The organism is Algoriphagus confluentis, assembly GCF_036245625.1.
GTDB classification, from domain to species: Bacteria; Bacteroidota; Bacteroidia; order Cytophagales; family Cyclobacteriaceae; genus Algoriphagus; species Algoriphagus confluentis.
Genome location: NZ_BTPD01000009.1, coordinates 101,886 through 125,479, shown reverse-complemented (window position 1 = coordinate 125,479; position 23,594 = coordinate 101,886). Strand labels below are relative to the sequence as shown.

Below are 23,594 nucleotides of genomic sequence, written 5' to 3'. Positions count from 1 at the left end.
CTAAATTTGGTCAGTGGGCTTTTTCTGGTGAAAAAGCTTTTTTTAAACCCATTTTGGTGGTTTTATCTCAATTCAATGCAAAAGTTAAATCTTTCTCAGTCACTTTCTCAAAAGCTATCTCCCCAGCAGATTCAGTTTATCAAACTGCTTCAGGTGCCTACTGCTGAGCTGGATGCAAGAATAGAAGAGGAGCTGGAAATCAATCCTGCTTTGGAAGAGGGAAAAGAAAAAGAGCAGGAAACGGCCCAAGAAGAGGAATACGAAGACTCCTTTGATGACGACTTGGGTCGAGACGACCATGAGCTGAATTTGGATGACTACCTGGACGATGAGTACAGTGGATACAAAATGCAGGGAGACGGGAATTACAATTCCGACGAGGATGATCGGGAAATCCCGATTTCCAGTCAGTCCAGTCTTCATGAGCAACTGATTTCCCAATTGAATTTTCTCAAGCTCGATGACCGACAAAAAGTCATCGGTCAGCAGCTGATCGGGAGTATAGAAAATGACGGCTATATCCGCAGAGATCTGGAAGCAATCATCAATGATCTGGCTTTCGGACAGAATATTGAGACCGATCTCGACGAGCTGGAAGAGATCCTGCGAAAGATCCAGACTTTTGACCCTGCCGGAATTGCTGCCAGGAATCTTCAGGAGTGCCTTTTGATCCAACTCGAACGAAAAGAGCATCCCGATGACCCCAATGTGCAGCACGCGTTATTGATCATTCACGATTGCTTTGATGAGTTTACCAAAAAGCATTACTCCAAAATCCAAAAGAGACTGGACCTGTCTGAGGAAGAAATCAAAGAAGCGGTCAACCTGATTACCCGACTCAATCCCAAGCCGGGAGGAATATCCGATGGGCTGGTCCGTACTCAGTACATCATCCCCGACTTTATCCTGACCAACAATAGTGGCAAACTAGAGGTATCCCTTAATTCTCGCAATGCGCCAGAGTTGAGGATATCCCGATCTTATGCAGAGATGTTTGACGCTTATGACAAGAGTGATAAAAAGGACAAAAAACTTAAAGAGACCGTCACTTTTGTCAAGCAGAAGCTAGATTCTGCCAAATGGTTTATCGATGCGATCAAGCAGCGGCAAAACACCTTGCTTAGGACCATGGAAGCCATTTTGAAATACCAATATGAGTTTTTCCTGGATGGAGATGAGACCAATCTCCGCCCTATGATTCTGAAGGATATTGCAGAAAAAATCGATATGGATATCTCCACCGTTTCCCGTGTGGCCAACAGCAAATCCATTCAAACTGAATTTGGCGTATATCCTTTGAAGTACTTTTTCTCAGAGGGGATTTCTACAGACAGCGGAGAGGATGTGAGTAACCGTGAAGTGAAATCAGTGCTGCAGGGGATGGTCGATGGCGAGGACAAGAAGAAGCCGCTTTCTGATGATAAATTGGTCAAAATGCTCAATAAAAAAGGATATAATATTGCCCGAAGGACAGTCGCCAAGTACAGAGAACAGCTTCAGATTCCGGTGGCAAGATTAAGAAAGGAACTTTAGTGGGGAGGATATTTGCTTTGGTAATTACGGTTGTTTTTCAGCCGCTATTGATGCCTGCCTTGGTTTATGGAATGATCCTGTTTGCAGTACCTGAAGCAACCAGCATTCCGGAACAGGTCAAGGACAGAGTTTTTTACCTAATCATCCTGTCTACTTTACTGATTCCGATGATTTCGATTATTGGACTGCGGCTGATGGGTACAGTGAAAAGCCTGCATATGCCTGAAGTAAAAGACCGGATCATTCCCTTTTTGATTACCTGCATTTATTTCTTTTTGACTACCTATTTTCTTTACCAAAAAAGTGATCTAGACCCCATTCTATGGCAGGGAATGGCAGTGATTTTGACTGCAGTCGTAGTACTTACCTTGGTTACTTTTGTCTGGAAAATGTCCGCTCATATGACAGGAGTGGGTGGGCTGATGGCCTTGGTGCTGGTTTTGGCCCGTAATTTCTCAAATTTCCAACCTCTTTATCCACTCATTTTGGTTTTGGTCTTGAGTGGGGCCATAGCTACTTCGAGGCTTTACCTGAATGCACATAAGCCGCTGGAAGTTTATGCAGGTTTTGCTTCCGGATTTTTGGTATGCTGGTATGGGTTTTCTTGGATTTGGTCCTAAAAAAAAACCCCATTAAGCGAAAACTTAACGGGGGTGGAGAACTTGTTTTATTTGTAATTAGAACACCGTAACTGCTATTCCAAAATTGATTTGGCTGGCCTGATTGGCAAATGGGCCTCGTCCCGCTTGCCATAAATCATTGAGGAAGAAGTTGCCCCAAGCATAAAATCCAGGACTGCCTGCTTTTACGGTCAAAGCATATCGAATCTTTTCTACCCCGTAGTTTTCGGAGGTTTTTACTTTTACTTTGCCTGTATCGGCAGTTTCGTACTTGGTTTTTGTATGTGCCTCGTAGAGAAAGCCTACTTTTCCACCTACAGCGACCCTGAAGCTTTTGCTGTAGTTGGATTTGTTGAAATGATAGCGAAGCTCCAACGGGATCTCGAAATAATTCATCGCAAAGTTATTGGCTTTGAGGATGAGGTCGTCCCCGTATACTTCTGTGACATCTACCAATTCTGAAGATTCAGGGCCTAAATCAGGATTACGGAAAAGGTTGTTGTCATCTCCAAACTGGAGTTTGTCTGACCCAATCCCAAAGCCTGGATTGATGGTAAACCCGGATGCGTCACCTCCCACGGCAATGGGGAATTGATAGGAAATATTGAATGTCCTGGATGGGAAAAAGTTTGTTCTCAGGTCTGCGGGGCGGTTGGTTAACACATTGAAGCCAAATTCAAAATTAAGATCGCTAGGGATATTGGGGCGGCCTCCGATGGGAGTTTTTGGTTTTTTTTCAGTCTCCTGGGCATGGACAGCATTCAGGGAAAACAAGGCCAAAGCCAGAATAAATAATTTTTTCATCAAGGGGTCTTCTTTGCTTGGAATGTGGGCAAAAATATAAAATCCAAGAGGATAAACCCCTTAAAAGCTCTTAATTATTCTTAAGGGAAAAAGGGAAATGAAATAGTCTCATAAAAAATCTTGAAATAGGTTCTTGGAGAAAAAATTAAAATAGGTACTTTTGCAAACCCATTCGGCCTCGTAGCTCAACTGAATAGAGCACCTGATTACGGCTCAGGAGGTTTCAAGTTTGAATCTTGACGAGGTCACCAGAGCTCAGTTCGCAAAAACTGGGCTTTTTTATTTCACCCACTTTTTCCCATATTCGAATAAACTTTCCCGTATGCGTAAGCTTTTTGTTGTTTTGCTGATCGCCCTTTTAGGCTGTGATGAGTTGGTGGATATTAAGAAGATAGACGGCCCTTGCACCATTCAGCTTAAAGACGGGACCCTCATCGAAACAGAAGGCATCGAGTTGCTCAAAAGCACCGGAACGCTCACTTACAGGGACCAAGACGGAAAGCTTTGGTCCATTGCTGTGGACCGATACGAAAGGTATACCTGCGGAAATTAATCCAAAGCATCAATCAGTAACACCCAGTCATTTCCCCTGCCTGAACTGGGAGGATTCACCCGGAGATTCTTTTCTTTTCCTACTGTTTTTCCATCATTTTCGAGGAATTGCACCCCTGTCCTTGGGTCATACCAAGTCAACTGGAATCGGTCGCCTTTGAGTGTAGACATATTGATGGGGATTTCTGATCCCTCAGGACTGTAGATTAAAGCATAAGTTCCACTTTGATTTCGGGTTGCTGCCAAATAGGCTTCGCTGTAGTCTTGAGATTCATCGATCAGACCTTGGTCTGGAATTCGATCAAAATAGGATCTGCTTAGTAGGAGTTTTTTGAGGTGCTTTACTTGATTGGCCACTTCCAAATCCAGGGATTTGTGCCAAGGCTTAAGGGGAGCATTGACCGGTGTTTTATCCAAATCATACATTTGCCATACTGCATGGCAGCCGTAAGTTTGTCCGGCAGCACCGGCAAAAACATTCCAATACATGATTCTCCGAATATCTGCGGCCTCATTGTATCCCAATTCCTTGGCATTAAAGCATTTGGGATGTTCTTCGTAGGCGGGTTCTCCATCGAGTGTTGGTTTTTGTGGAGCCAGATTCAGGTCATGGGTGATTTTCTCATAAGTGGCTTGATTAGGACAATGACCCGTCTGATGCATATTGAAATCCAGCCAGGCAGCTTGATGAAACCAATTGCTACTTCCCCCTGGACCTGCAGGCTGGGGGTGGAAGGTGATGAGGATTTTATTGTCTGGATTTTGGCTTTCCAGAATTCCTTTAGCCATTTGATTCCAAACCTCGATATCCTCCGAGTTAGCTCTTGGATTACGGTCTCCCCCCAATACCCAGATAAGATTTTTTTGGTTTCTGTACCGATTTCCGATCCATTTTCCATAGGTGTAGGCAGTACTGGGAGTAAAGATCTCGGGTCCGATTCCCCAAGATTCTTTGAAAAGCTTATCCCCCCAAGTAGGAAGTAGGGCAATATGGATGTTTCTTTCCAATGCCAACTCCAAAATGCGATCTACATGCCGGAAATAAGCTTCATTGTAGCTCCAAGCAGACAAGTCTGAGAAAGGGAGGTCTCCGTTGGCATTGGGGGTATGGATTCCATCCAATTCCGCCAATACCACCGCCTGAACTACATTGAACCCTTGCTTTTGACGAATGTCCAAATAGGAAGTGGCCTGCTTCTCATCCAGTCTGTGAAATAGCTCCCAAGCCGTGTCTGCCATCCAGAAAAAGGGTTCCCCCTCTGAGGTCATCAAGTATCGCTGACTGGAGTGAATCTGAATTGGCCCATCAATTTGCTGGGAAAAGCCATAATTCAGGATAAATGTGAGGGAGAGGATCAGAAATTTTTTCATGGGATAAAAAAAAGGCAGCCCTTGGGGCTGCCCGATGGAGAATTAGTGAGCGGCTGAAGTGGCTGGTTTACTGCCACGCTGCCAGATAAAGAAGATGATAAAGAGCACAATCAGAATTCCGGGGAAAGACACCATTTTCATTAGTGTTTCTTGTCCTGCGGCCAATTCCAAGGCATCTCCACTGAGACCTGCAGCGGCCTGAGCAGCTCTATCGCTGTCTATCCATCCACCGATAATAGGTTGGAATATAGCAGTAGAAAACATGCCCACACCCCCGATAATTGACATACCCAATGCTCCGGATAGTGGGACTCGCTGTGCCACAGCCCCAACCATGACTGGCCAGAAGTAACATACTCCAATAGCAAAGATCAAAGCTGCCAAGTAAGCCATTGGGCCGGTTACCGTGCTGAACATGAAGATTCCCAAAGCAGCAAAGATGGATCCTCCCAGAAGTACCCCGGTTTGTCCCAAAGATTTGACTACCGGACCGGCAAAGAATCTACCTACGGCCATCACTCCTGTGGTCAGCGCAAGAATCAACATCGGGCTGGCACCACTTGCACTCATGATCAATCCTACCCATTGCTGAGGACCAAATTCGGTAATTGCGGTTAAAGCCATGCAGAAAAACAGGAAGATGAATACTGGGCTAAACATGGCTTTGATATTGGATCCCACAGAGGTGACTCCCTCTACAGAAGGTTTTGGGAAAGCTTTGCCAAAAAACAGGACAGCATACGCGATGGTCGGAATCATCATTACCCAAACCTGAGCTTGCCAGGCAAACCCGCTGTCTGTCATAAATTTGGAAACCAAACTCCCCAATACTATTCCTCCGGGAAACCACATGTGGAATCGGTTGAGCATTTTGTTCAAGGTAGTACCCGAATACATGTCTGCTATCATGGGATTACAGGCAGCTTCTGTACAGCCGTTGCCAAATCCGATAAACAAGGTAGAAATCAGTAAGGTGGTATACCCTCCTGCATAAATGGTCATCAGGATCCCCAAAGTATGGGTGACGAAAGCAATTCTCATGATATTGGCTGGGCCTACGATATGGTAAAACAAACCTCCCAAAATCATGGAAATCGGGAAGCCCAGAAACCACATGGAGTTGATAAAACCTAACTGTTCGGCAGTCAGTCCGAATGAATCCCCCAATTGAGGAAGAATACCTGCCCTGATCGAAAACGAAAAGGCGGTCGTGATTAGCGCCAGGCAACTTGCGTTGAACAGAGCGCCTCGGTTGATGGTTTGAGTCATAGATGCGTGCTTTTGGTTTTTGGGTTTGAAATAAACGTTCAGAAGACGCTCAAAATAGAAAAAAAAGTCGATTTAGCTTTCCCGTGCAAAAAATATTATGTGGAGTAGGGTCTGCCATCTTTTGCCAAAAAAGCACTTGTTCAAGATTTGGAAGGAAAAAGCATTCCCGAAGCCTAGGGCCCCACTGCAATGAAGCTCCGAGTTTGTTCAATCAATTCCCCGGGGAATTACTCGATAACCAGCAGAGAAGAAGTGATCACTTCTTCATACTCATAAAGTGGGTTGCGGACTTTAAGTTTGACTACATAAGTACCCAAAGGAACGAGTTGACCAAAAGAAACGCCGTCCCATTCCAGAAAGGCCTGCTCGAAGGGGATTTCCATTGACTTTTCGAAATGAATCAAATTACCTCCCCGATTGAAAATATACAGTTCAGCCTCGGTGACCCCTTCACTCAAATAGACTTCAAAATTTTTGGAAGGATCTCCCAGAATCATAGCAGTAGGCATTCTCACCTCAAACGAACAGGCATCATAAGTCCTAAAACTGTCGAAAAATTCACACCCGTCTTCGGTAATCACTTTTAGGGAATAGTTGCCGGCCTCCCGAGGGGTAAAGATAGGATCTTGGGATACCAGCTGCTCGCCAAAATACCAATAATAGAATGCATAGCCGCCTGGATTCAGCGCAGGTCCTCTCTTTCCTTTGGAACAGACTCCATACACCTCTTCCAAGTCAGGAGGAGTCAGCAAGTCACTGTTTTCGATAAGTATAAAGTTTCGTCCGATTTCGCAACCTATTCGATTGTATACCACAGCTTCATAGTTTCCCGTCTCTTCTACGGTGATTTCAAATTGGCCTTCCAGCTCAGGAAGGCTCCTTCGGTTACCTGCATCATCAAAAAATATCCATTCAATTTGCCTTACTGCGTCCATATTGGTAGAGACCTGAATGGTACTGGTTCCGGGGATAGGGCAGATTTTATTTGCCTCCATATTTACGTCCACCTGAAGGATGGGTGGTTCTACAGTAAAGAAGATTGGGTTTTTGGGACAGAATCCACTTTGAAGTGGCTGGACGATCAGAGAATAATCTCCTACAGCTGTGGAAAAGAACAATTCATTTCGTCCCACTATCACTCCTTCTGAATTGATCCATCGGATAGAAGCTTCTTCCGCGGTCAGGCCGGTGAGGTCAGCTTTGTACACCTGGTTGCCAAAGCAGTCCTCTTCATAGAGCGACAATCCAAAGGAAAAGTCCCTGGCAAGGGTAGCTTGGATTTTTTGCTCTCTGGGACAAAGTGTTGAGTTGGGGTCTGCAGGCGATCCTCTCAGTGTATATTCTCCTCCCTGAGTGAGAGAGAATGCCTCCCCCGAGGAAATAGTCCGGATAGTTTGGTCCGGATAGGTAAGCCTGAAGATGAGGTTTTCTGTGGTTTCAGGCATCAGGTCAAAGGTTTGGCAGATGGTAATTTCTCCCGGTACATCAAAACTTACCGAGGGCTTAGAGTCAATTATGAAGTCTTCCACAGGGTAGGTGCAGCCATCGATTTTTAATTCGAATAGGTACCTGCCTCCTTTTACCGGGATCAGTAGGGAGTCCTGATCATTGATCGTCCCCTGAGTGATAAGTCCGACACCCGGAGACAGGATTCGGTACTCTCCATTGACCTGCCCTTGGGCAAAAGCCATGGCGATAGCACCCAAATTAACGCCGGAATCTGAGCAGGTCTCTGGGGTCAAGGTGTATGCTGGCAGCGAAATGTCCGGTGTGGTGGGATTGACAATTGGGGGTTCTTTGGACTCCAAATCCAAAAGAGTGATGAATTGACAGCCATTGGAATATATGGCAACGGTATACAGCTGGGGTTTGAGGTCATCAAGAATGATTTGCTGGCCTGAGACTACATTCAGTTCGAGAAGTGGCGCCTCCACTACCACTAAGGAATCCAAGTCGTTGATTGCGGTTATCGAAAAAGAACCATTTGGTTCAGCACAGTTGTCCGGATTTTCTAAGATTTGAATGGTGATTTTCGGAGTTTCATTGACTTCAAAGGTTATTTTTCTTTCCGAAGGACAATCTTGGAATTCCGGATCATTGGCTCTGAATTTGGCAGTGTACACACCAGGAGTCTGAATTTTCCCGGGGTCTAAGGTCACACTGAACGAAGTGCCTAAAGATTCAACTATCGAAGAGCCGGGGGATTGCAGAAACCATTCTCCGGAGAGCGGCGTGTCAGAACCCAAGGTGATGGATTCCCCCTGACAGATCACTGATTTGGAAACAGTCGGCTCAAAATCGAGGGATGGCCCTACGTAGGTGGAGCCGGAAATCAAACATTCTTGTGCTCCGCTGGTCCCGTTGAGGAAAAGTTCGATTTTGTAGAATCCTTCCTGGCTTACAAAAATGCTGTTTGTCGTGCCTACTACATTATCTCCGATATCCGTCCAGATAAAGTTGTAATTCTCGAAATTTGGAGTGGAAGGGTCAATGGCCGTGATTTCGGTAGGTGTATCTCCGCAGAGAAGATAATCCGGAAGCAAGGCAAGGCTGGGGCCTTGCTGGACATTGACCGTGATTGTCTGCGAATAGATGATGGCACTGTTTCTCCTCACATTGAGCGAAAGGGAGTACCTTCCTGTTTGATTAAATGAAACTTTTATCGTTTCAAATTGCCTGCCACCACTTCGATTGAAGATTTCCTGGCCTTGTGTATCCGTGACCAGCCAGCTGTAGACATCGGTATCGGGATCTCCTCCTCCGCTGTAGGTTCCCACTACTCCGCCGAAAACAATGCATAGATTTTCCGGCCCCACCAATAATGGGTCAGTCCGGAAAGTGAGATCGCTTGGGGAAATTTCTGTGCTGTGTCCAATTCTGCCCTCCAGAGAGGGGATAAATGCAAATAAGATCAGCAACCAAGACCACATCTCAATATTCCTTTTTGGATATTGAGTCGGATTCAAAGGGAATTTTGTAATACTAAGGGTGAACCGCAAAATTAACTCCAAATGCTGGAATTACAGTCAAATAGCTTTTCAAAAAATGTTCCACTTATTTCTGCCTTTTCCGATCAGTCGATGACAAGAATAGCTCCCAGTTCATCTTTGCTGATATTTTTCTCTATGTTTCGATACCATACCCGGTAGGCATAGGCTCCCGGAAGGGCTTTTTCTCCATTCACATACCCGTCCCAAAAGCAAGTAGATTCTTCTTTGATCAGATCGGAATTTTTACAGTGAAAAACCGGATTTCCCCATTTGTTGTAAATCCACACTTCCAGTTCATCAATCAGGTAATTGGTATAGATCAAAAAGGGCAAATTGGGGTTCCCCGGTTGGATCGCATTGGGAAATATCACACGGAGTTCACATTCCTCCTCGGTTTCAAACTCCGTCCGATAAGCACAGCCTTCTTGGCTGATGACGATCAAGTGGAAAGTTCCGATTTGGGAAGGTTTATAAGTAGGGCTTGTAGAAACCAAATTATCCTCAAAATACCACTCATAGGAGGCGAAATTGCCGGGATTCAGCATAGGGGCTATTTCATACCTGGGGCATATCTGATAGGACTCCTCCAATCTCGGTCGGTTTTGGTCAGTGCTTCTGATGACCAAAACAGAATCCATTCCCAACAAGCATCCAAAAGCATTGAATAGCCTGACTTCATAGGTGCCTTCCTCCAATGCTAGGATTTCAGTCTTCCCGCTTTCTGTAGCCAGCTGGGAGGTGTTGTTGCTGAGGTCGGTAAACCACCATTGGATGGTTTGGACTGTTTCGAGATTAGCACTTAGGGTTAGGGCGGCATCAGGCTGGTCGGGACAAAGGGTCTCACCAATCAGGTCTACCTCCACTTCAAGAATAGGCACAGGGATTTCAAATTCCACTGGAGTTATCCCGCAGGGAATGGAACCTTTGGGCTGTACTTCCAGCGAAAAGGTTCCATAAGTCGAAGTGGTAAGGATCGCTTGAGTGCTGACCAAAGTACCTGCCGGATTTCTCCAAAAATAATCCACTGAGTCAGCCGGATAGTTTTCTACTTCTGCCCGATATTCGTATTCTCCTACACAGCTCTGATTGGTTAATTGAGGGGAAAAAACTACCCGAGGATTGATTTTCACCTCAATTGTTTTTTGATCGGGACAAAGGGGACCGCTGATAGTTGGATCATAGCCCAAAATGGTGTAGGTCCCTTCCTGATCCAAGGAAAAAGCCTCATTCCAGCCTTTGATTTCCGTTTTTCCATCAGGGAATATCAACTCAAACTCCAAGGGTTCTTCCGACTCTGGAATCAAAGAATAAGGATCACAGATCGAAAGGGAATCCACAACGGTAAATGGAACCTTGTTCGGGATCAAATCCAAATCCAAACTGTTCCTTCCCAATTCGCAGTCCTTATTGATGGAAGGGATTCGGCTAAATACAGCAGCCTCGTAGTTCCCTGCCACATCTACCGTGATTTCATTTTGGTTTTTGTACTGTGGCAGGTTTTCAATATTTCCCAAATCATCGTACCGTCTCCACTCGATATCGGTGATTTCCTCGGGAAAAGTCGTACTCAGGCTGATAATCGCTCTTGGACCAAATTCACAGAGCTTGGTGGAGGTCAGGGTCACCTCAACGGAAAGCACAGGCTGGCTGATTTCAAATTCCAAAGGAGGAATCGGGCAGGCAGTGCTGTTTGCCGGCTGGACATCCAGCTTGTAAGTACCGAAGGAAATCGGGTTCAAAAACTGCCCTGTACCCACCAAATCATCATTTTCATCCAACCAACGAAATAGCACTGAATCGGGATCTCTGCCGAAGAGGTTGGCTTCATAGGTTCTGTTGCCAAAGCAATCCTGGTCTATCAGAACCGGTTCAAAGTCCACAGGATCTACTACAGTTACCGTAAGATTTCTTTGCAGGGGACAAAGCAAATCCTGATTGGGAAGTCTGCCCACAAGGCTGTATTCTCCAGGCTGAGTGAGGGTAAAGGCTTCACCGGCAGGTTGTACGGTTTCTGACCCATCCACCAGATATAGCAATGAAAACTCCAAAGCCTGACTGGTCTCCGGAATCAGATCAAAGCTTTGACAGATCGACAGGGAATCAGGAATAGAAAAAGCCACTTGCTGCAGGCTAGGAACGTCAATCACTTCCGATTTTGGAAGGTTGCAGCTGTCTTTGTCATAAATTTCAAAAAAATACCTGCCTCCTGGCACATCAAAAAGCAATTCTGTTTCATTGCCCAAGGCTTGGTTTTGGAAGATGCCCCCTCTTGAATTGAGGATTCGATATGATCCGTCAATTACAGGGCCATTGAGAAGTTTTACGAGAAATGAGCCGTTGATTTTGCCGGTATCGGTACATTTTTCGGGTTCTATATCTTCGATTTCAAAAGTTAATTCTACAGGAGGGTCCAGTAAGGGCACCACGGAAGCTAGGGAGTTGGTACAATTGCCCAGTTGAGCGGTGATCGTGTAGGCGCCGGATTTTAGGCCCGGAATAAGGATAGGATCTCCTGGATTAAAAGGACCCATACTGATTCCTAATCCATCAATGAATATCAGGTCAATGAAAGTTACCGCCTCCAAGATAAGGGTACCGTCGGCTACCAAGCATTCGGTGGCCCCATTGGCACTGACAAATTCGATTTCCGGGAGTGGATTGAAGGTGAAGGTGCTTTGGGATTGTTGGATACAAGCGGGATTGTTGGGGTTTGGAACCTTAAAAATTGCAAGATAATCGCCGAAGCCCTTGGTTATTTTGCCTGCTGAGAGAGTTTTAGAAGTACCGGGACCTAAGGCAATCAGCTCCGGATCCCCTACTTTTTGATAAAACCACTCTCCTTCGGCCGAAGGGGATGAGCTAAATGTGATGGATAGATCAGGACACAGGGATGAGGCATTGGAGGTAATGGAGTAGGAGGGAGCGAGGTTGACCTGAGTAGAAAGACTGGTCACACAGTCGTCTATGCCTGAGGTATTTTCGAAGAAAAAAGAAACAGAATATGTTCCGGGATTAGCTGCCTCCACCGTGTTTTGGTTGCCGATGACATTCCCGCTTCCGTCCTTCCATTCAAAAGTATATTTGGCAAAATTGGAACTGGTAGGGTCTATGGCTGAGATAAAAATGGGTTGGTTTTCGCAGATGGTGTAATTGGGCTTGAGCAAGATCAATGGGCCTTGGACGACTTCCACCTCTTTTGAAAGATTCCCGATGATTATGCCCCCCCTCGAAACCACCAATTTGATCTGATGAACTCCAATCAAGGAAAAGGTATAACTAAGGGTTTGAAAACCCGCTCCTCCGGATCCCTTGAACAGGAGCTGCCCTGATGGCCCAGTCAGCTCCCAGGAGTAAACATCCGTGGCCGGATTTCCTCCTCCAAAATAATCCGCAAGGATACTCCCGAAGACATTGCAAAGTCGGTCTGGACCGGTCAATTCAGGGTCAAATGCAATACTTGCAGATTTTTCCTCCCCGGCAAGCGCTAGTTTCTCGTCAGATACAGGACCTGACAGGATAAATGAAAAAGCAAAAAGAACAATGGAAGATTGGATTGAAATCACGAGTAAAAACCTGAAATTCTGATACTAAGCTACTATTTTTTGGGCGCGCAAAAAATCCGTGGACTTGGTAGTTAAATCAAAATTGCAGGAATTTATCCTATCTGACAAAGACCCAATCGAAAGTTGAGCTCAAACCTTCTGAAAACTCATATTTTTCTTCATTGAATGCCTTCAAATGCGCAGGATCTGAGATTTTATTTTTGATGGCAAAATTGGTCATCATCCCCCTTGCCTGCTTAGCATAAAGACCAATTGTTTGGTATTTTTCGTTTCGAAACTCCTTGAAATGTACAGTAATCACAGGTGATTTCAAGGCCTTTTGATCTACCGCCTTGAAGTACTCCTGAGAGGCCAGATTTACGATAGGCTTTCCCTGAGCGGTGGTTTGAATGGCTTTTGCGATTTTGGTGCCCCAGTACTCATAGAGATTTTTCCCTTTGGATGTAGAGAGAGGAGTACCCATTTCCAGTCTGTAGGGCTGGATTAAATCCAAAGGCTTAAGCAGCCCATAGAGTCCTGATAGAATTCTTAGGTGATTTTGTGCAAATTCAAAATCTTCCGGGGAAAAGCTTTCTACCTCAATTTTGGTGTAAACATCGCCTTTGAAGGCAAGAAGCGCCTGCTTGGCATTTTCCGGATTGAATTCCTTTTGAAAAGTCTTATACCTCGCTTCATTAAGGGTTGCCAGATTTTCACTGACCTGCATCAAATCGGCAATTTCCTGTGCCGATTTTTTTTTCATGACATTGACCAGATTATTGATATCTGAGACAAACTCCGGGTGGGAGTGGTTTTTGAATTCTGGAGTGGAGTAATCGAGTGTTTTGGCAGGAGAAATAAGAATCAGCATGCTATTGGATAATCGTAATCGCTTTGGTTTCGGTTTCAGTGAGGTTTTGATCTCGGGAATAAAACTTCACTAGCACCGCATATGTTCCGTTGGGGACAAATTTTCCGTTGACTATGCCGTCCCAAGGGCAGAAAGGCTGCCTGGGTTCGAGGTTTTCATGCTCGCAATAGAAAATCAGCTCTCCCCATCGATTGAAAATGAATACTTCTACTTCGTCGATGTACTCATTGGCATAGAGGATAAAGTTCCTATTAGGATCATCCAAAACCACCCCACTGGGATACCTTACCCTGAGGCGACAGTCTTCAAGGACGGTGAAAGTAGCCACATATTCGCATCCCAGATTATCCGATACGGTGAGTTCGTATGGGCCTGGTCTTTCTGGAGTAAATATCCCCTCGGTGGACACTTCTACTCCGTTTAGTTTCCAGGAATAGTTGTCGTAAGTCCCAGGGTTGATGCTGGTAGTTACTCCTTCTACTGCACAGATGGTGATGGGGCCTTGAGGCACTACGGGAGGGATGATGGTGGATCGGACCACATTGCCACTTGCTCTTCCCAGTTCACAACCTAAAGTACTTCGGATCAGCACTTCATAGGTGCCTTCCTGATTTACGTCCACAATTGGCAGATCGTCAAATTGGGGAATTCGGGTCCGGGTCCCTCCGTTGACAATAAACCATTCGATAGCTCCCACATTACTCAAGTCCCCATTGATCTGGATAGTGGTACTGGAAAGCTCAATGCAGAAGGGTTGCACATCCAGAGCTATAGCTACCGGATCGGTCAGGACCTCGGCAGTGAATGGAATGGGATTGGTAGGGCAAAGTCCTCCTGCAGCTGGCTGTACTTCCAGGGAATATTGACCAGCCCGACTGGGAACAAAAGTTTGTCTTCTTCCTACAATTACCCCCAATTCATCTCTCCACAAGAAAACCACATCTGCAGGGTTGGCATTGTTCAATACGGCCTCATATCGAATTCCACTTTGGCAATCTATGACTGGTCCTGAGAGCTCATAGTCCAAAGTCTGGGAGAGATTTACCTGCATTTGGATTTCCCGAGGACAATCCACTCCGTTAGGGTCTTCACCGCGAATGGTGTAAGTATCAGATTGGGTAAAGGTAAATTCCCCGGACGCGTTTGGAGTGAAGGCTGTTCCGCTGGAATTTGTAGCGGTGAAAGTCAAAGAATTAGGACTTGAAGGAGCAAAAGTAAAGCTTTCGCAAGCCGTCACCGAGGTTGGAACAGAGAAAAGCACTTCCAGTTTCTGTGCGATAGAATAGACCATGGGATCAGGAATCGCGCAGCCAAACTGATCCCTTACCTCCACTAAATATTCTCCATAAGGTACTGCTACATCAAAGCTTGCAGAGTTGGGAAGTGGACCTGTGAATACCTGTCCGTTTCCTTGTCTCACAATTTCATATTCTCCGATTTGTGCCACTCCAGAATCAAAGGAAATAGTCAGGATGCCCGGCGTGACTCCTGTAGTTGCACAAGTCTCATCCTGAGCATTTACAGTAAATGCGAAGAGGGTAGGAGGGTTTAGGTTTTCCACGGTGACGGAAGAGGAGAAAAAGCAACCCGATGCATTATCTGCCTCAATGGTGTATACTCCCGGAAGCACATCAGGAACAGGCAAGATGTCTCCAGCATTGACATTGCTGAAAGTTAAGGCTAATTCGGGAATCCTAACTTCTGTTGCACTGGCTTGCATGAGGATTTCAAACGCACCATCGGCTGTAGCACAATCTGTAGCCGGATTAGTGGAAGTAGGGACCAAAAGAGGGAGTTCATTGACCAGTAGATTGCTGGTCTTTTCGAAAATACAACCCGGTAAAATGGGGTCTTCTCCTACAAAGATGATCTCGTATTGACCTGGACCCGGAAGATTGATCACAAACAGCTCCAATTCGAAAAATTCACCCAATGAAACCCGGGTGGGATCACCGTTTAGGGTGTAATACCACTCCCCTTCCAAAGGTGTATCCGGTGCGAAGGTGACCACAACATCCTCGAAACACACCTCATCGGCAGAAGCATTGACTTCAAATTCAAATGCAGGACCTACAAAAATATCAGCAGTGGCCGGACAGGTTTCAAAAAACAAGGCCTCATCATCAGAAAGTCCGTCAGGGAGTCGATAACTTACCCTGACCGTGTAAATGCTCTCTTCGTCAACTGTGATCGAGTTTGAATTTTCATCTCCGAAAATCACCCCAGCGGCATTGGTCCACTGGAAGTCGTACAATCCACTCGCTGGATCATAGCCATCAATTGCGGTAAGGGTGACAGGATTGCCAGCGCAAAGCGTGGCATCCGATCCCAAAGTCAGAACGGGAGGAGCCACTACCTCAAACTCCCCTTCCGCTTGGAAATAGTTCGCCTCGGCACATCGGTCCACACGCAGGTTGACTGTGTATCTGCCAGGTTCATTGATTATCTGCTCCAAGGTCTGGAATTCTTCTCCAGGTCCCCCAAACTCATTCAAAATAACTATTCCGTCCTCTCTTGTAATGGTCCAAAAGTAGGAATCGATATCAGGTTCTCCAGCCCCTTCAAAAATAGCTTCTACTCCTAGGGCAGGGTCCAGACAGAGCCGTGTGGGGATAGAAAGCGCAGGCTCTGGGATAGAGCTGCCGGAATTTTGCACAAAATTGGGTAGCCCCAGATTGGAAGTTCCCGGCATGGGTTGAACAGCATCTTGGGTAAACGAGCTAGTGCCGGAACAACCACTGCCTACCTGTATCTGACCGATTCGATTGTCTCCTACCACTGCTACGTAGATTTGTCCGTCTGAAGCGATCTGAAGTGCTCCGAGATTCAAGGCCGCTGTTCCGCTTACCTGATTTTTGGTGCTGAGGATACACGCTTCCCGTTGGGGTCTGGTGGTAGCATTGGCAAAGCAAGCAGGACAAGGTGCTGCATCCGGATCGTCGTTGGCTACTTGAGTTATAATCATTTCCTCGACTCCAGGACCTCCATTGCGATAGGAGACGAGGATGCGGTCAGAATCATTGGAAAATTCCAATCCATAGATATCTCCGTTGCAACCTAGGTCCAGTCGGGCATATTCGGTCATCCTTCCAGTCTGCTGATCAAACTCGAAGATTTCGGCCCGGTTACACCCTCCTTCGGAAATGGTTACTGCCAATTTGCTTCCATCTGGGCTAAACTTCATCGCTCCCACCCCTGAATTAAAGCCATGGTTGCTTCCGACTGAGCTTAGAACCGGCTGGCCGATCCCATTGACTGTGACCGGATAGGCACGGAAAGTGTTGTTTCCCAGCTCGTGAAACATCACCCAAGTGGTGTCCCCTGATGTCAGGGCGGCCGTTTGTTCGGTACTTGGGCTGAAAAGGAAGTTGTTTTTGGTGGTCACATTCCCTACTCCGGTAGGATTTTCAGACTTGATATCCACAACGGTGTAGCTGACTGTATTTGACCCTCCTGATTGAGCCTGTGTAGTAAATAGGTAAAATAAGGTGGGCTGGGTAGGTACAGGCACAGCAATCACAGATTGGCTGGCAGTATTGTCTCCACCGATATTGTCTCCGTTTTCCATCAGCTGCCCGTTCAGATCCCAGACTGAGGATCCATCGGTAAAGAACAAAACCTGTCCAGTCTGATCAGAAATGGTGGTAGTACCCGCGGGGATATTCTGAGGATGTCGCTGAGCTATCGGGCGGGGAGTTGGTGCTGTTTCATCATCGGGATCAGGATTGAAATCCAACCCTGCACCATCCCCAAAATACCAGATATTATTGGTCTGATCTGGCAGGTCCCACATCCGGATGCGGATTTCTGCATAGGCATAGCACTGTGAGCCGGGTTCTCTCACCAAAACCCAATACAAACCGGGTCTACAGACCTCATTGGGCTGCTGACCGATCCATCCTTCATCTCTTTTGTTGGACCAAAAATATTCGTAAGTGGCGCCTGACCCTCCAGGAGCTTCCCCTCCTGCGGCTTGTGCCTGAAGGAAAGGAGCGATATCGAGACAGGTTTCGCAGACAGTCGTGTCTGAGGGTGTAAAATTTGCCTCCAGATTATTTTCAGTGAGAGGAATGGTCTTGGTGACATCCCGAGTCGTGCCATCCGCAAATTCTACGGTAAGGGTGACCGTTACACTGGATTCTTGAGCAGCATCCTGAGGAATCAAAAAGTGCTCTTGATTAAAATCCGCCGGGAGCGGATTACCGTCCGAGTCGGTAAGTGGGGGGGTGAATTCCCAATTGAAAGAAACAGGCTGATAATTTTGCGGAGTAATCTCGCTGGTCAGCTGAACTGGATTATTCGCGCAGGGCTCCAATGGGTCCCAAGTAAAGTCCACTGTGGGATTGATATCAGCATTGGGAGCGAAGGTCGGAAAGATTTTTCCACAGAAATCCGTCCCATTAAATGGATCTTCTTCCACGACCAAAGCCGTCAAGTCGGGTTCATTGGGATTGGTTACCCTTCCCAGGAGTTGGGGACCGCCGGGAACTTCTTCATAAATGTAGTATAGTTGACCGTCAGGGCCTGCTTTTACATCGTAGATCTGGTGCAGAGCGGGATCGGTGGGAATCAACTCAGGAGTAGCACTGAGATCAGAGGAAGGTACACGGAAGAGCTCATTGCCACGGGAGAAGTAAATAAATTCTCCATCCGGAGAAAAATCCGCTCCACCGATTTCACCCACTCCTCCTGATTCACTGATAGGTGTAGGGTTGCCGAAATTTCCGCTGGCAGAATCGAAAGAAAGCACAAGGATATCGTCTCCCGGATTCTCGGAGATTACGAGCAGTCTGCTGTTTTCTTCATCAAAGATGATCGCTTTGGGAGTAAAAGGGATCCCATCCGTGTCCGTCGTGGTAAAATCTCCTTGAGTGGATTCCAGCCTTCTTGAAATCAGATTTCCTCCTGAAAAACTGATGAGATAGGAAGGTGAAGCAGGAGTTTTCACCACCAAAACGGCACCTTGGGCAGGGCCGATTACAATGTCTTTGGCGATCACTTCTCCCAAGGCAGGTTCATTACCCTCGGCTTCTCCCGGGGCATTCATGTCTACCACGGCATATTGAAGCTGCCCACCGGGAGAGAGGTAGAAAATATAGAAAAGACGATTTCCATTTGGATCATATTCCAAAAAACCTGAAGCCACCGTCTGCCTTCCATCGATATCCCCATTCAGGCCAGGTGCACTGCCTTGCAGGGGATTGGATCCGAAATCGTAGACCAACTCGCCATTGGTAAGAAAAAGAGGCTGACCGGTAATCGGATCGATCGCCAAAGAATTGTTGTTGGTTCCCACCAAGACCGAAGAAGGCAGGGTTTGAACAGTTGCAGTCCCCCCCTTACCAAAAGAGAGGTAATTGTTTTCAGTGGAAGCTCCACAGTATCCAAAAATCCACTCATTGTTGTTGAAGCCTTGGCTGAAAGAGGTATTAGCATTTCCCAGCCACAAAATTGTCGTGAGCAAGCTGAAAAAAAACGGGATAAGTATGGAATACGATTTGCTTTTCATATTTTTCGAACTGCTTCTAAAACAACCCAAGTGCGCAAACGTTTAGAAGCTGACTGAATATTCAAATAAACGAACAAATCCTTGTTACGGTCTCTGCTTCGATTGGTTTTTTTTATCTCTGCCGTATTTATTGGGGCAGCCCAAGCTTTTGGACAAGACCCGCAGTATAGCCAATACTATGCCGCCCCTCTTTATCTCAATCCTGCCATGGCCGGAGGAGAGCTCACAGGTAGGGTAGGGTTTAATTATCGAAATCAATGGCCGAGCATTGATGCACAGTTCACTACCTTCTCGGCTTTTTATGATACCTATCTGCCTGACTACAATAGCGGGATAGGCGTTCACGTGATGCAGGATACCGAAGGGGCAGCTAAGCTCAGGTCTACTTCGGTTTCCCTGATGTATTCTTATGAACTGAAGTTAGGCGAAAACAGCTACTTCCGTCCGGGTTTTCAGGCAGGTTATATCCGAAGAGAAATCGGATTTTATGAAAATCTGGTTTTTGCCAATAATATCAATGATGCTGATCCCTTTGGGGATTTGATCAATTTCCCAACGGATATCCCTGGATTGGGGGATCCGGTAGGGATGCTCTCTTTATCTGTGGGAGGGCTGTTTTTTACCCAAAACCTTTGGGCAGGTTTTTCAGCCCACCATGTCAATCAGCCCAATCAGTCCTTCATCGATGGCTTGAGTCCGCTTCCCATGAAGCTTTCTTTTCATGGAGGCTATAGAATAGATTTGGGAGAGGGCACGATGAGAAGTGATTTTACCCATATGAGAAGACAGCGCTCTCTTACTCCAACGGTCAATTACAAAAGACAGGGACCTTTTGAGCAGCTAGATCTGGGAGCTTACCTTTACTTGGAGCCGATAGTGTTTGGTCTATGGTACCGGGGAGTTCCCTACCGACCGATAGAAAACCAAAGTAACCGAGACGCAGTTGTCATGATGGTCGGTGTGAATCTGCTGAGTGGACTCAATATCGGGTATAGCTTTGATTATACCATTTCCCAGTTGGGAATTCAGACCGGAGGCGCACACGAAATCAGTGTCTCCTGGACCTTACCCAATAGCTATCAGGGAAAGCCTTCACGCAGGGATACCATCCTGCCTTGTCCTAAATTTTAAATCATCGCATGAGTTCAGAGGAATTGAAATACCTCCTGGTAGGGGTAGTGGTATTTGGCTTTCTGGTCAGAAAAGCATTAAATCTGCTCAATGTCAGCAAACCGATTCCCGCTATTCCCCAAAACCTCAGTGAATACCTGAGTGATACCAAACTCAGGGAGGCAAAAGCCTATCAAAAAGAAAATTTTCAATTCAGTCTATTTTCTGGTACTTTTTCTTTTCTGCTAACTTTGATTTTCATCCTATTTGGCTGGTTTGGCATTTTGGACACTTGGATCGGAAGCTTTTCAATCGACCCTCTTTACCAATCTTTAGTCTTTTTTGGGATTGTTTTTATCGGTTCGGATATCTTGAGCCTTCCCTTTGACTGGTATTCCACTTTTGTAATCGAGGAAAAGTTTGGGTTTAATAAAACTACCCTTGGGACTTTTTTCTCCGACAAAGTGAAAGGATACCTGATTTCCATAGTAATCGGCGGTGGGCTACTCCTGGTTTTTCTTTGGCTGATTCACCGGATGGGACAGGGTTTTTGGTGGCAGTTTTGGCTGATTGCTGCTGCATTTATGGTAGCAGTCAATCTTTTTTACACGGCATGGATTCTTCCTCTATTTAATAAGCTGACACCTTTGGAAAATGGGGAGCTGAAAGAAAAAATCATCAGTTACGCCCGCTCGGTCAACTTTCCACTGGAAAACATTTTTGTCATGGATGGAAGCAAACGCTCCTCCAAAGCCAATGCTTTTTTTTCAGGCTTTGGCTCGAGAAAGAAAGTGGTGCTTTACGATACGCTTCTCGAACAGCACCCGCCGGACGAATTGGTGGCTGTCCTCGCGCATGAGGTGGGGCATTACAAAAAGAGACACATTCTCTGGAGTATGGTCATTGCTATTGCCCATGTAGGTTTGCTTCTTTTTCTCCTGGGCCAAGTAATATTTTCGGAAAAAATGAGCTTAGCTCTAGGAGGGAATTCTTGGTCGCCGGAACTGAATATTATTGGGTTTACCATGCTTTTCTCACCCATTTCTATGGTCTTGGGCATAGGAATGAATTGGTTGAGCAGAAAAAATGAATTTGAGGCGGACGCATTCGCGAAAAGCACTTTCTCCGGAAAACCTTTGGCAGAGGCACTGAAAACACTTTCTGTAAAAACCCTCAGCGATATCAACCCGCACCCTTGGTATGTGTTTGTGAATTATTCGCATCCTCCTTTGTTGGAAAGGCTTGAAAAACTTGAAAAAAAATAATTAGTCATTAAAATCAAATGTAAACTATTGTTTATCAGATAAATAGAGAAGTATTTTTAAACTAAGATTTTAGAATTTTTTTTCTGAAAAGTTTGAAAATTCGTTTTTTTCTTCAACTTAATATTGCTTTAAAATTAATAATTTTTTAAGAATGAAAAATTTTTACCTGCTGATTATATTTCTTATCACTTTCTGCCAGTTCGTTGCCGCTGTTGAACTCGTTATAGATGGACCAACTGAAGTTTGCCCTGGTAATTCCATTCCTGGAGGAGCCCATACTTACACTGTAAACACTTATCAACAGCCATTTGGGTGGGATGTAAATACATGCGGTGAGTACTTGTGGGGTGTAAAAAAAGATGGAATTCTAATCCATGAAAGTACCAGAACTACTTTGAATTATACATTTGATGACACTGGTGATTATACGGTTGGTGTTGTGGCTTCTCGATGTTCTCCTTATTTCAACGGACAAGACGAAATTACCGTAAATTCAAGAGTACCCTTACCAAGCCCAATTGCTGGACCTGTTATGTGTACGCCAGGACAAAACTATTCATTTACCACACTGCCTGGCTTGCCAGAATTATACCCTAACGATCAGTCTTCATCTTGTTTTTGGCATTTTGATTATCGCTGGACAGCTCCAGCAGGATGGTCTATTGAAAATTCTGGCAGTTCAAAAATCACACCTTCAGAAACTGTAAATATAAAGGCACCACATGGAACCCCGAATGGAGCTTACGAAATTTCAGTTGAATCAAGAATTCCAAAACCCAATCAAGCTGGTTACTGGTACAGTGATCCACAAACTTACATCGTTCAGGTTGGTTCTCTGAATGGTGCGCAAATTCAGGTTAATGGTTCATTATCTGTTTGCAATGGGAATTCATACACTTATACTGCAAATGTACCCGGGGGCCATAAACCTGGTTATAGCTATTCTTGGTCATATCCATCAGGTTGGACTGTTCAAAATCAATCGGCAAATACTATTAGGCTTTATCTACCTTCCTATAATTCCAATTATGGTCCTGTTAGGGTCTCAATTAACAATGGGTGCGGTTCAAGCTCATTCGTAGGGCCAACGGTTTTCCCCTGCAATTACATGATGTCGGGAGGTAATTTTAGTATTTACCCGAACCCATCAAATGGAGGTGTTTTGAATGTAGAATTTGTGTCAAATGATAACTTGGAGGGTACTCAACTAAAATCAACAGATACTGTAGTTGTAATGAAGTCTGAAGAAAAGGAGTTTAGAGTTATGATTTTCAACGAATCAGAGCAGCTGGTCAAATCTGGAGAGACTAAGAATGGCAAAATAAGGTTGGATACGAGTGGATTAAATTCTGGTACCTATTACCTACATATTTTTCATGGTAAAGAAATTATCAGGGAACAAATAGTAATTCAATAAAGACCGTAAAAAGCGATTATTATGACTAAGCTTATTCAAATCTTCTTATTGATTTTAATCTTTATTCCTTCCTACTTATTCGCACAAGAAGATTCATTTCAAGGGGATCCAAAAAACAGCGTTTTCCTTGAAATTGGTGGTAATGCTGGGCAGTATGCCTTTAACTATGGTCGAACATTTCACCAAAATGGAAATGTCAAACTGATTGGTAGTTTGGGATTTTCGTTTTGGGCTGACCCAATTGAAGGTTCTACCATTTGGAAACCAGCTTTACCAGTAGAGTTGGTTGCTCTGGTTGGGAAAAAAAGACATCACCTTGAATTGGGAGTTGGATTTACTTCATTCATAGAATCTCAAATTGATTCTGAATTTACCGCAGGGGGAATAGTTCAGACGGAAGGAGACAGTTTCTTTGCTGCCCTAATTCCATTCAGAATAGGCTATCGATATCAAAAGCCTAACAAAGGTTTTTTTTTCCGAATAGGTTATACACCCTTTTTCTCAATACCTACCAAAATGGATGAATCTTGGGATTTTCAGGCCATTCACGCAGGAATAGGACTAGGATACAATTTCTAACTGAATAGTAATTGTTTTCTACTAATTTTCAAATCTTAAGTGATTGCGGAATATGCACTCTTAATCTCCTATAATCCAAACTTATCAACCATCGCCAAAGAAACCTTCGCTGCTCGCCCTCAGACAGAAGTCCTTGAGCCCTTTCAGTTAAGTCCCTAAGCA

14 protein-coding genes and 1 tRNA gene are annotated in these 23,594 nt (G+C 45.2%); 8 read left to right on the top strand and 7 right to left on the bottom strand.

What is annotated here, in order from left to right; all coding sequences use genetic code 11:
- The first annotated feature begins 75 nt into the window (after nucleotides 1-75).
- Together rpoN and AAA943_RS14675 are read left to right on the top strand one after the other, a co-directional pair.
- Nucleotides 76-1,533 (top strand): RNA polymerase factor sigma-54, encoded by a 1,458-nt coding sequence (gene rpoN / locus AAA943_RS14680; protein ID WP_338225023.1) that lies wholly within the window; start codon nucleotides 76-78, stop codon nucleotides 1,531-1,533.
- On the top strand, nucleotides 1,533-2,153 hold the full coding sequence (locus AAA943_RS14675; protein WP_338225022.1) for a phosphatase PAP2 family protein: 621 nt from the start codon (nucleotides 1,533-1,535) through the stop codon (nucleotides 2,151-2,153). Before rpoN ends, AAA943_RS14675 begins: the two co-directional genes overlap by 1 nt.
- Nucleotides 2,154-2,210: 57 nt before the next feature.
- On the opposite strand, the gene AAA943_RS14670 is transcribed toward AAA943_RS14675, so the two are convergent.
- Nucleotides 2,211-2,957, bottom strand: a complete 747-nt coding sequence (locus tag AAA943_RS14670) for a porin family protein (RefSeq protein WP_338225021.1) — start codon at nucleotides 2,955-2,957, stop codon at nucleotides 2,211-2,213.
- A gap of 174 nt (nucleotides 2,958-3,131) precedes the next feature.
- On the opposite strand from AAA943_RS14670, the gene AAA943_RS14665 reads away from it, so the two are divergent.
- Nucleotides 3,132-3,208: transfer RNA gene (locus AAA943_RS14665), tRNA-Arg, on the top strand.
- A gap of 71 nt (nucleotides 3,209-3,279) precedes the next feature.
- Nucleotides 3,280-3,510 (top strand): hypothetical protein, encoded by a 231-nt coding sequence (locus AAA943_RS14660; RefSeq protein ID WP_338225020.1) that lies wholly within the window; start codon nucleotides 3,280-3,282, stop codon nucleotides 3,508-3,510.
- Here the strand turns inward: AAA943_RS14660 and AAA943_RS14655 are convergent.
- The 6 genes from AAA943_RS14655 to AAA943_RS14630 all read right to left on the bottom strand — a co-directional run bounded on the left by AAA943_RS14655 (nucleotide 3,507) and on the right by AAA943_RS14630 (nucleotide 19,061).
- Complete coding sequence (locus tag AAA943_RS14655) at nucleotides 3,507-4,880, bottom strand: glycoside hydrolase family 140 protein (protein WP_338225019.1); 1,374 nt, start codon at nucleotides 4,878-4,880, stop codon at nucleotides 3,507-3,509. The genes AAA943_RS14660 and AAA943_RS14655 overlap by 4 nt on opposite strands.
- 42 nt (nucleotides 4,881-4,922) lie before the next feature.
- Nucleotides 4,923-6,149 (bottom strand): MFS transporter, encoded by a 1,227-nt coding sequence (locus tag AAA943_RS14650; RefSeq protein ID WP_338225018.1) that lies wholly within the window; start codon nucleotides 6,147-6,149, stop codon nucleotides 4,923-4,925.
- Between the two features lie 227 nt (nucleotides 6,150-6,376).
- Nucleotides 6,377-9,079 carry a T9SS type B sorting domain-containing protein gene (locus AAA943_RS14645; RefSeq protein ID WP_338225017.1) on the bottom strand — a complete coding sequence of 901 codons (2,703 nt, stop codon included), beginning with the start codon at nucleotides 9,077-9,079 and terminating at the stop codon, nucleotides 6,377-6,379.
- A 143-nt stretch (nucleotides 9,080-9,222) separates the two neighbouring features.
- Nucleotides 9,223-12,702 carry a T9SS type B sorting domain-containing protein gene (locus AAA943_RS14640; protein ID WP_338225016.1) on the bottom strand — a complete coding sequence of 1,160 codons (3,480 nt, stop codon included), beginning with the start codon at nucleotides 12,700-12,702 and terminating at the stop codon, nucleotides 9,223-9,225.
- Nucleotides 12,703-12,799: 97 nt separating this feature from the next.
- Entirely contained in the window at nucleotides 12,800-13,552 is a 753-nt protein-coding gene (yaaA, locus tag AAA943_RS14635) for a peroxide stress protein YaaA (RefSeq protein WP_338225015.1), read from the bottom strand.
- A gap of 1 nt (nucleotide 13,553) precedes the next feature.
- Nucleotides 13,554-19,061: a T9SS type B sorting domain-containing protein gene (locus AAA943_RS14630; RefSeq protein WP_338225014.1), complete on the bottom strand. Its 5,508-nt coding sequence runs from the start codon at nucleotides 19,059-19,061 to the stop codon at nucleotides 13,554-13,556.
- A gap of 81 nt (nucleotides 19,062-19,142) precedes the next feature.
- Here AAA943_RS14630 and AAA943_RS14625 point away from each other — a divergent pair, with 81 nt between their 5' ends.
- The 4 genes from AAA943_RS14625 (at nucleotide 19,143) to AAA943_RS14610 (ending at nucleotide 23,432) form a co-directional block, all read left to right on the top strand.
- Nucleotides 19,143-20,192 (top strand): PorP/SprF family type IX secretion system membrane protein, encoded by a 1,050-nt coding sequence (locus AAA943_RS14625; protein ID WP_338225013.1) that lies wholly within the window; start codon nucleotides 19,143-19,145, stop codon nucleotides 20,190-20,192.
- An 8-nt stretch (nucleotides 20,193-20,200) separates the two neighbouring features.
- Nucleotides 20,201-21,436, top strand: a complete 1,236-nt coding sequence (locus tag AAA943_RS14620) for a M48 family metallopeptidase (RefSeq protein ID WP_338225012.1) — start codon at nucleotides 20,201-20,203, stop codon at nucleotides 21,434-21,436.
- A 151-nt stretch (nucleotides 21,437-21,587) separates the two neighbouring features.
- Nucleotides 21,588-22,853 carry a T9SS type A sorting domain-containing protein gene (locus tag AAA943_RS14615; protein ID WP_338225011.1) on the top strand — a complete coding sequence of 422 codons (1,266 nt, stop codon included), beginning with the start codon at nucleotides 21,588-21,590 and terminating at the stop codon, nucleotides 22,851-22,853.
- A gap of 21 nt (nucleotides 22,854-22,874) precedes the next feature.
- Nucleotides 22,875-23,432, top strand: coding sequence for a hypothetical protein (locus tag AAA943_RS14610; protein ID WP_338225010.1), 558 nt, complete (start codon nucleotides 22,875-22,877; stop codon nucleotides 23,430-23,432).
- The last annotated feature ends 162 nt before the right edge of the window (nucleotides 23,433-23,594 follow it).

What these genes read in the sequence shown, in the direction of transcription:
- AAA943_RS14655 (WP_338225019.1), bottom strand. Translation starts at nt 4,880, where the DNA reads ATGAAAAAATTTCTGATCCTCTCCCTCACATTTATCCTGAATTATGGC.
- AAA943_RS14650 (WP_338225018.1), bottom strand. Translation starts at nt 6,149, where the DNA reads ATGACTCAAACCATCAACCGAGGCGCTCTGTTCAACGCAAGTTGCCTG.
- AAA943_RS14610 (WP_338225010.1), top strand. Translation starts at nt 22,875, where the DNA reads ATGACTAAGCTTATTCAAATCTTCTTATTGATTTTAATCTTTATTCCT.
- AAA943_RS14620 (WP_338225012.1), top strand. Translation starts at nt 20,201, where the DNA reads ATGAGTTCAGAGGAATTGAAATACCTCCTGGTAGGGGTAGTGGTATTT.
- AAA943_RS14645 (WP_338225017.1), bottom strand. Translation starts at nt 9,079, where the DNA reads ATGTGGTCTTGGTTGCTGATCTTATTTGCATTTATCCCCTCTCTGGAG.
- AAA943_RS14670 (WP_338225021.1), bottom strand. Translation starts at nt 2,957, where the DNA reads ATGAAAAAATTATTTATTCTGGCTTTGGCCTTGTTTTCCCTGAATGCT.
- AAA943_RS14615 (WP_338225011.1), top strand. Translation starts at nt 21,588, where the DNA reads ATGAAAAATTTTTACCTGCTGATTATATTTCTTATCACTTTCTGCCAG.
- AAA943_RS14660 (WP_338225020.1), top strand. Translation starts at nt 3,280, where the DNA reads ATGCGTAAGCTTTTTGTTGTTTTGCTGATCGCCCTTTTAGGCTGTGAT.
- AAA943_RS14630 (WP_338225014.1), bottom strand. Translation starts at nt 19,061, where the DNA reads ATGAAAAGCAAATCGTATTCCATACTTATCCCGTTTTTTTTCAGCTTG.
- yaaA (WP_338225015.1), bottom strand. Translation starts at nt 13,552, where the DNA reads ATGCTGATTCTTATTTCTCCTGCCAAAACACTCGATTACTCCACTCCA.
- rpoN (WP_338225023.1), top strand. Translation starts at nt 76, where the DNA reads ATGCAAAAGTTAAATCTTTCTCAGTCACTTTCTCAAAAGCTATCTCCC.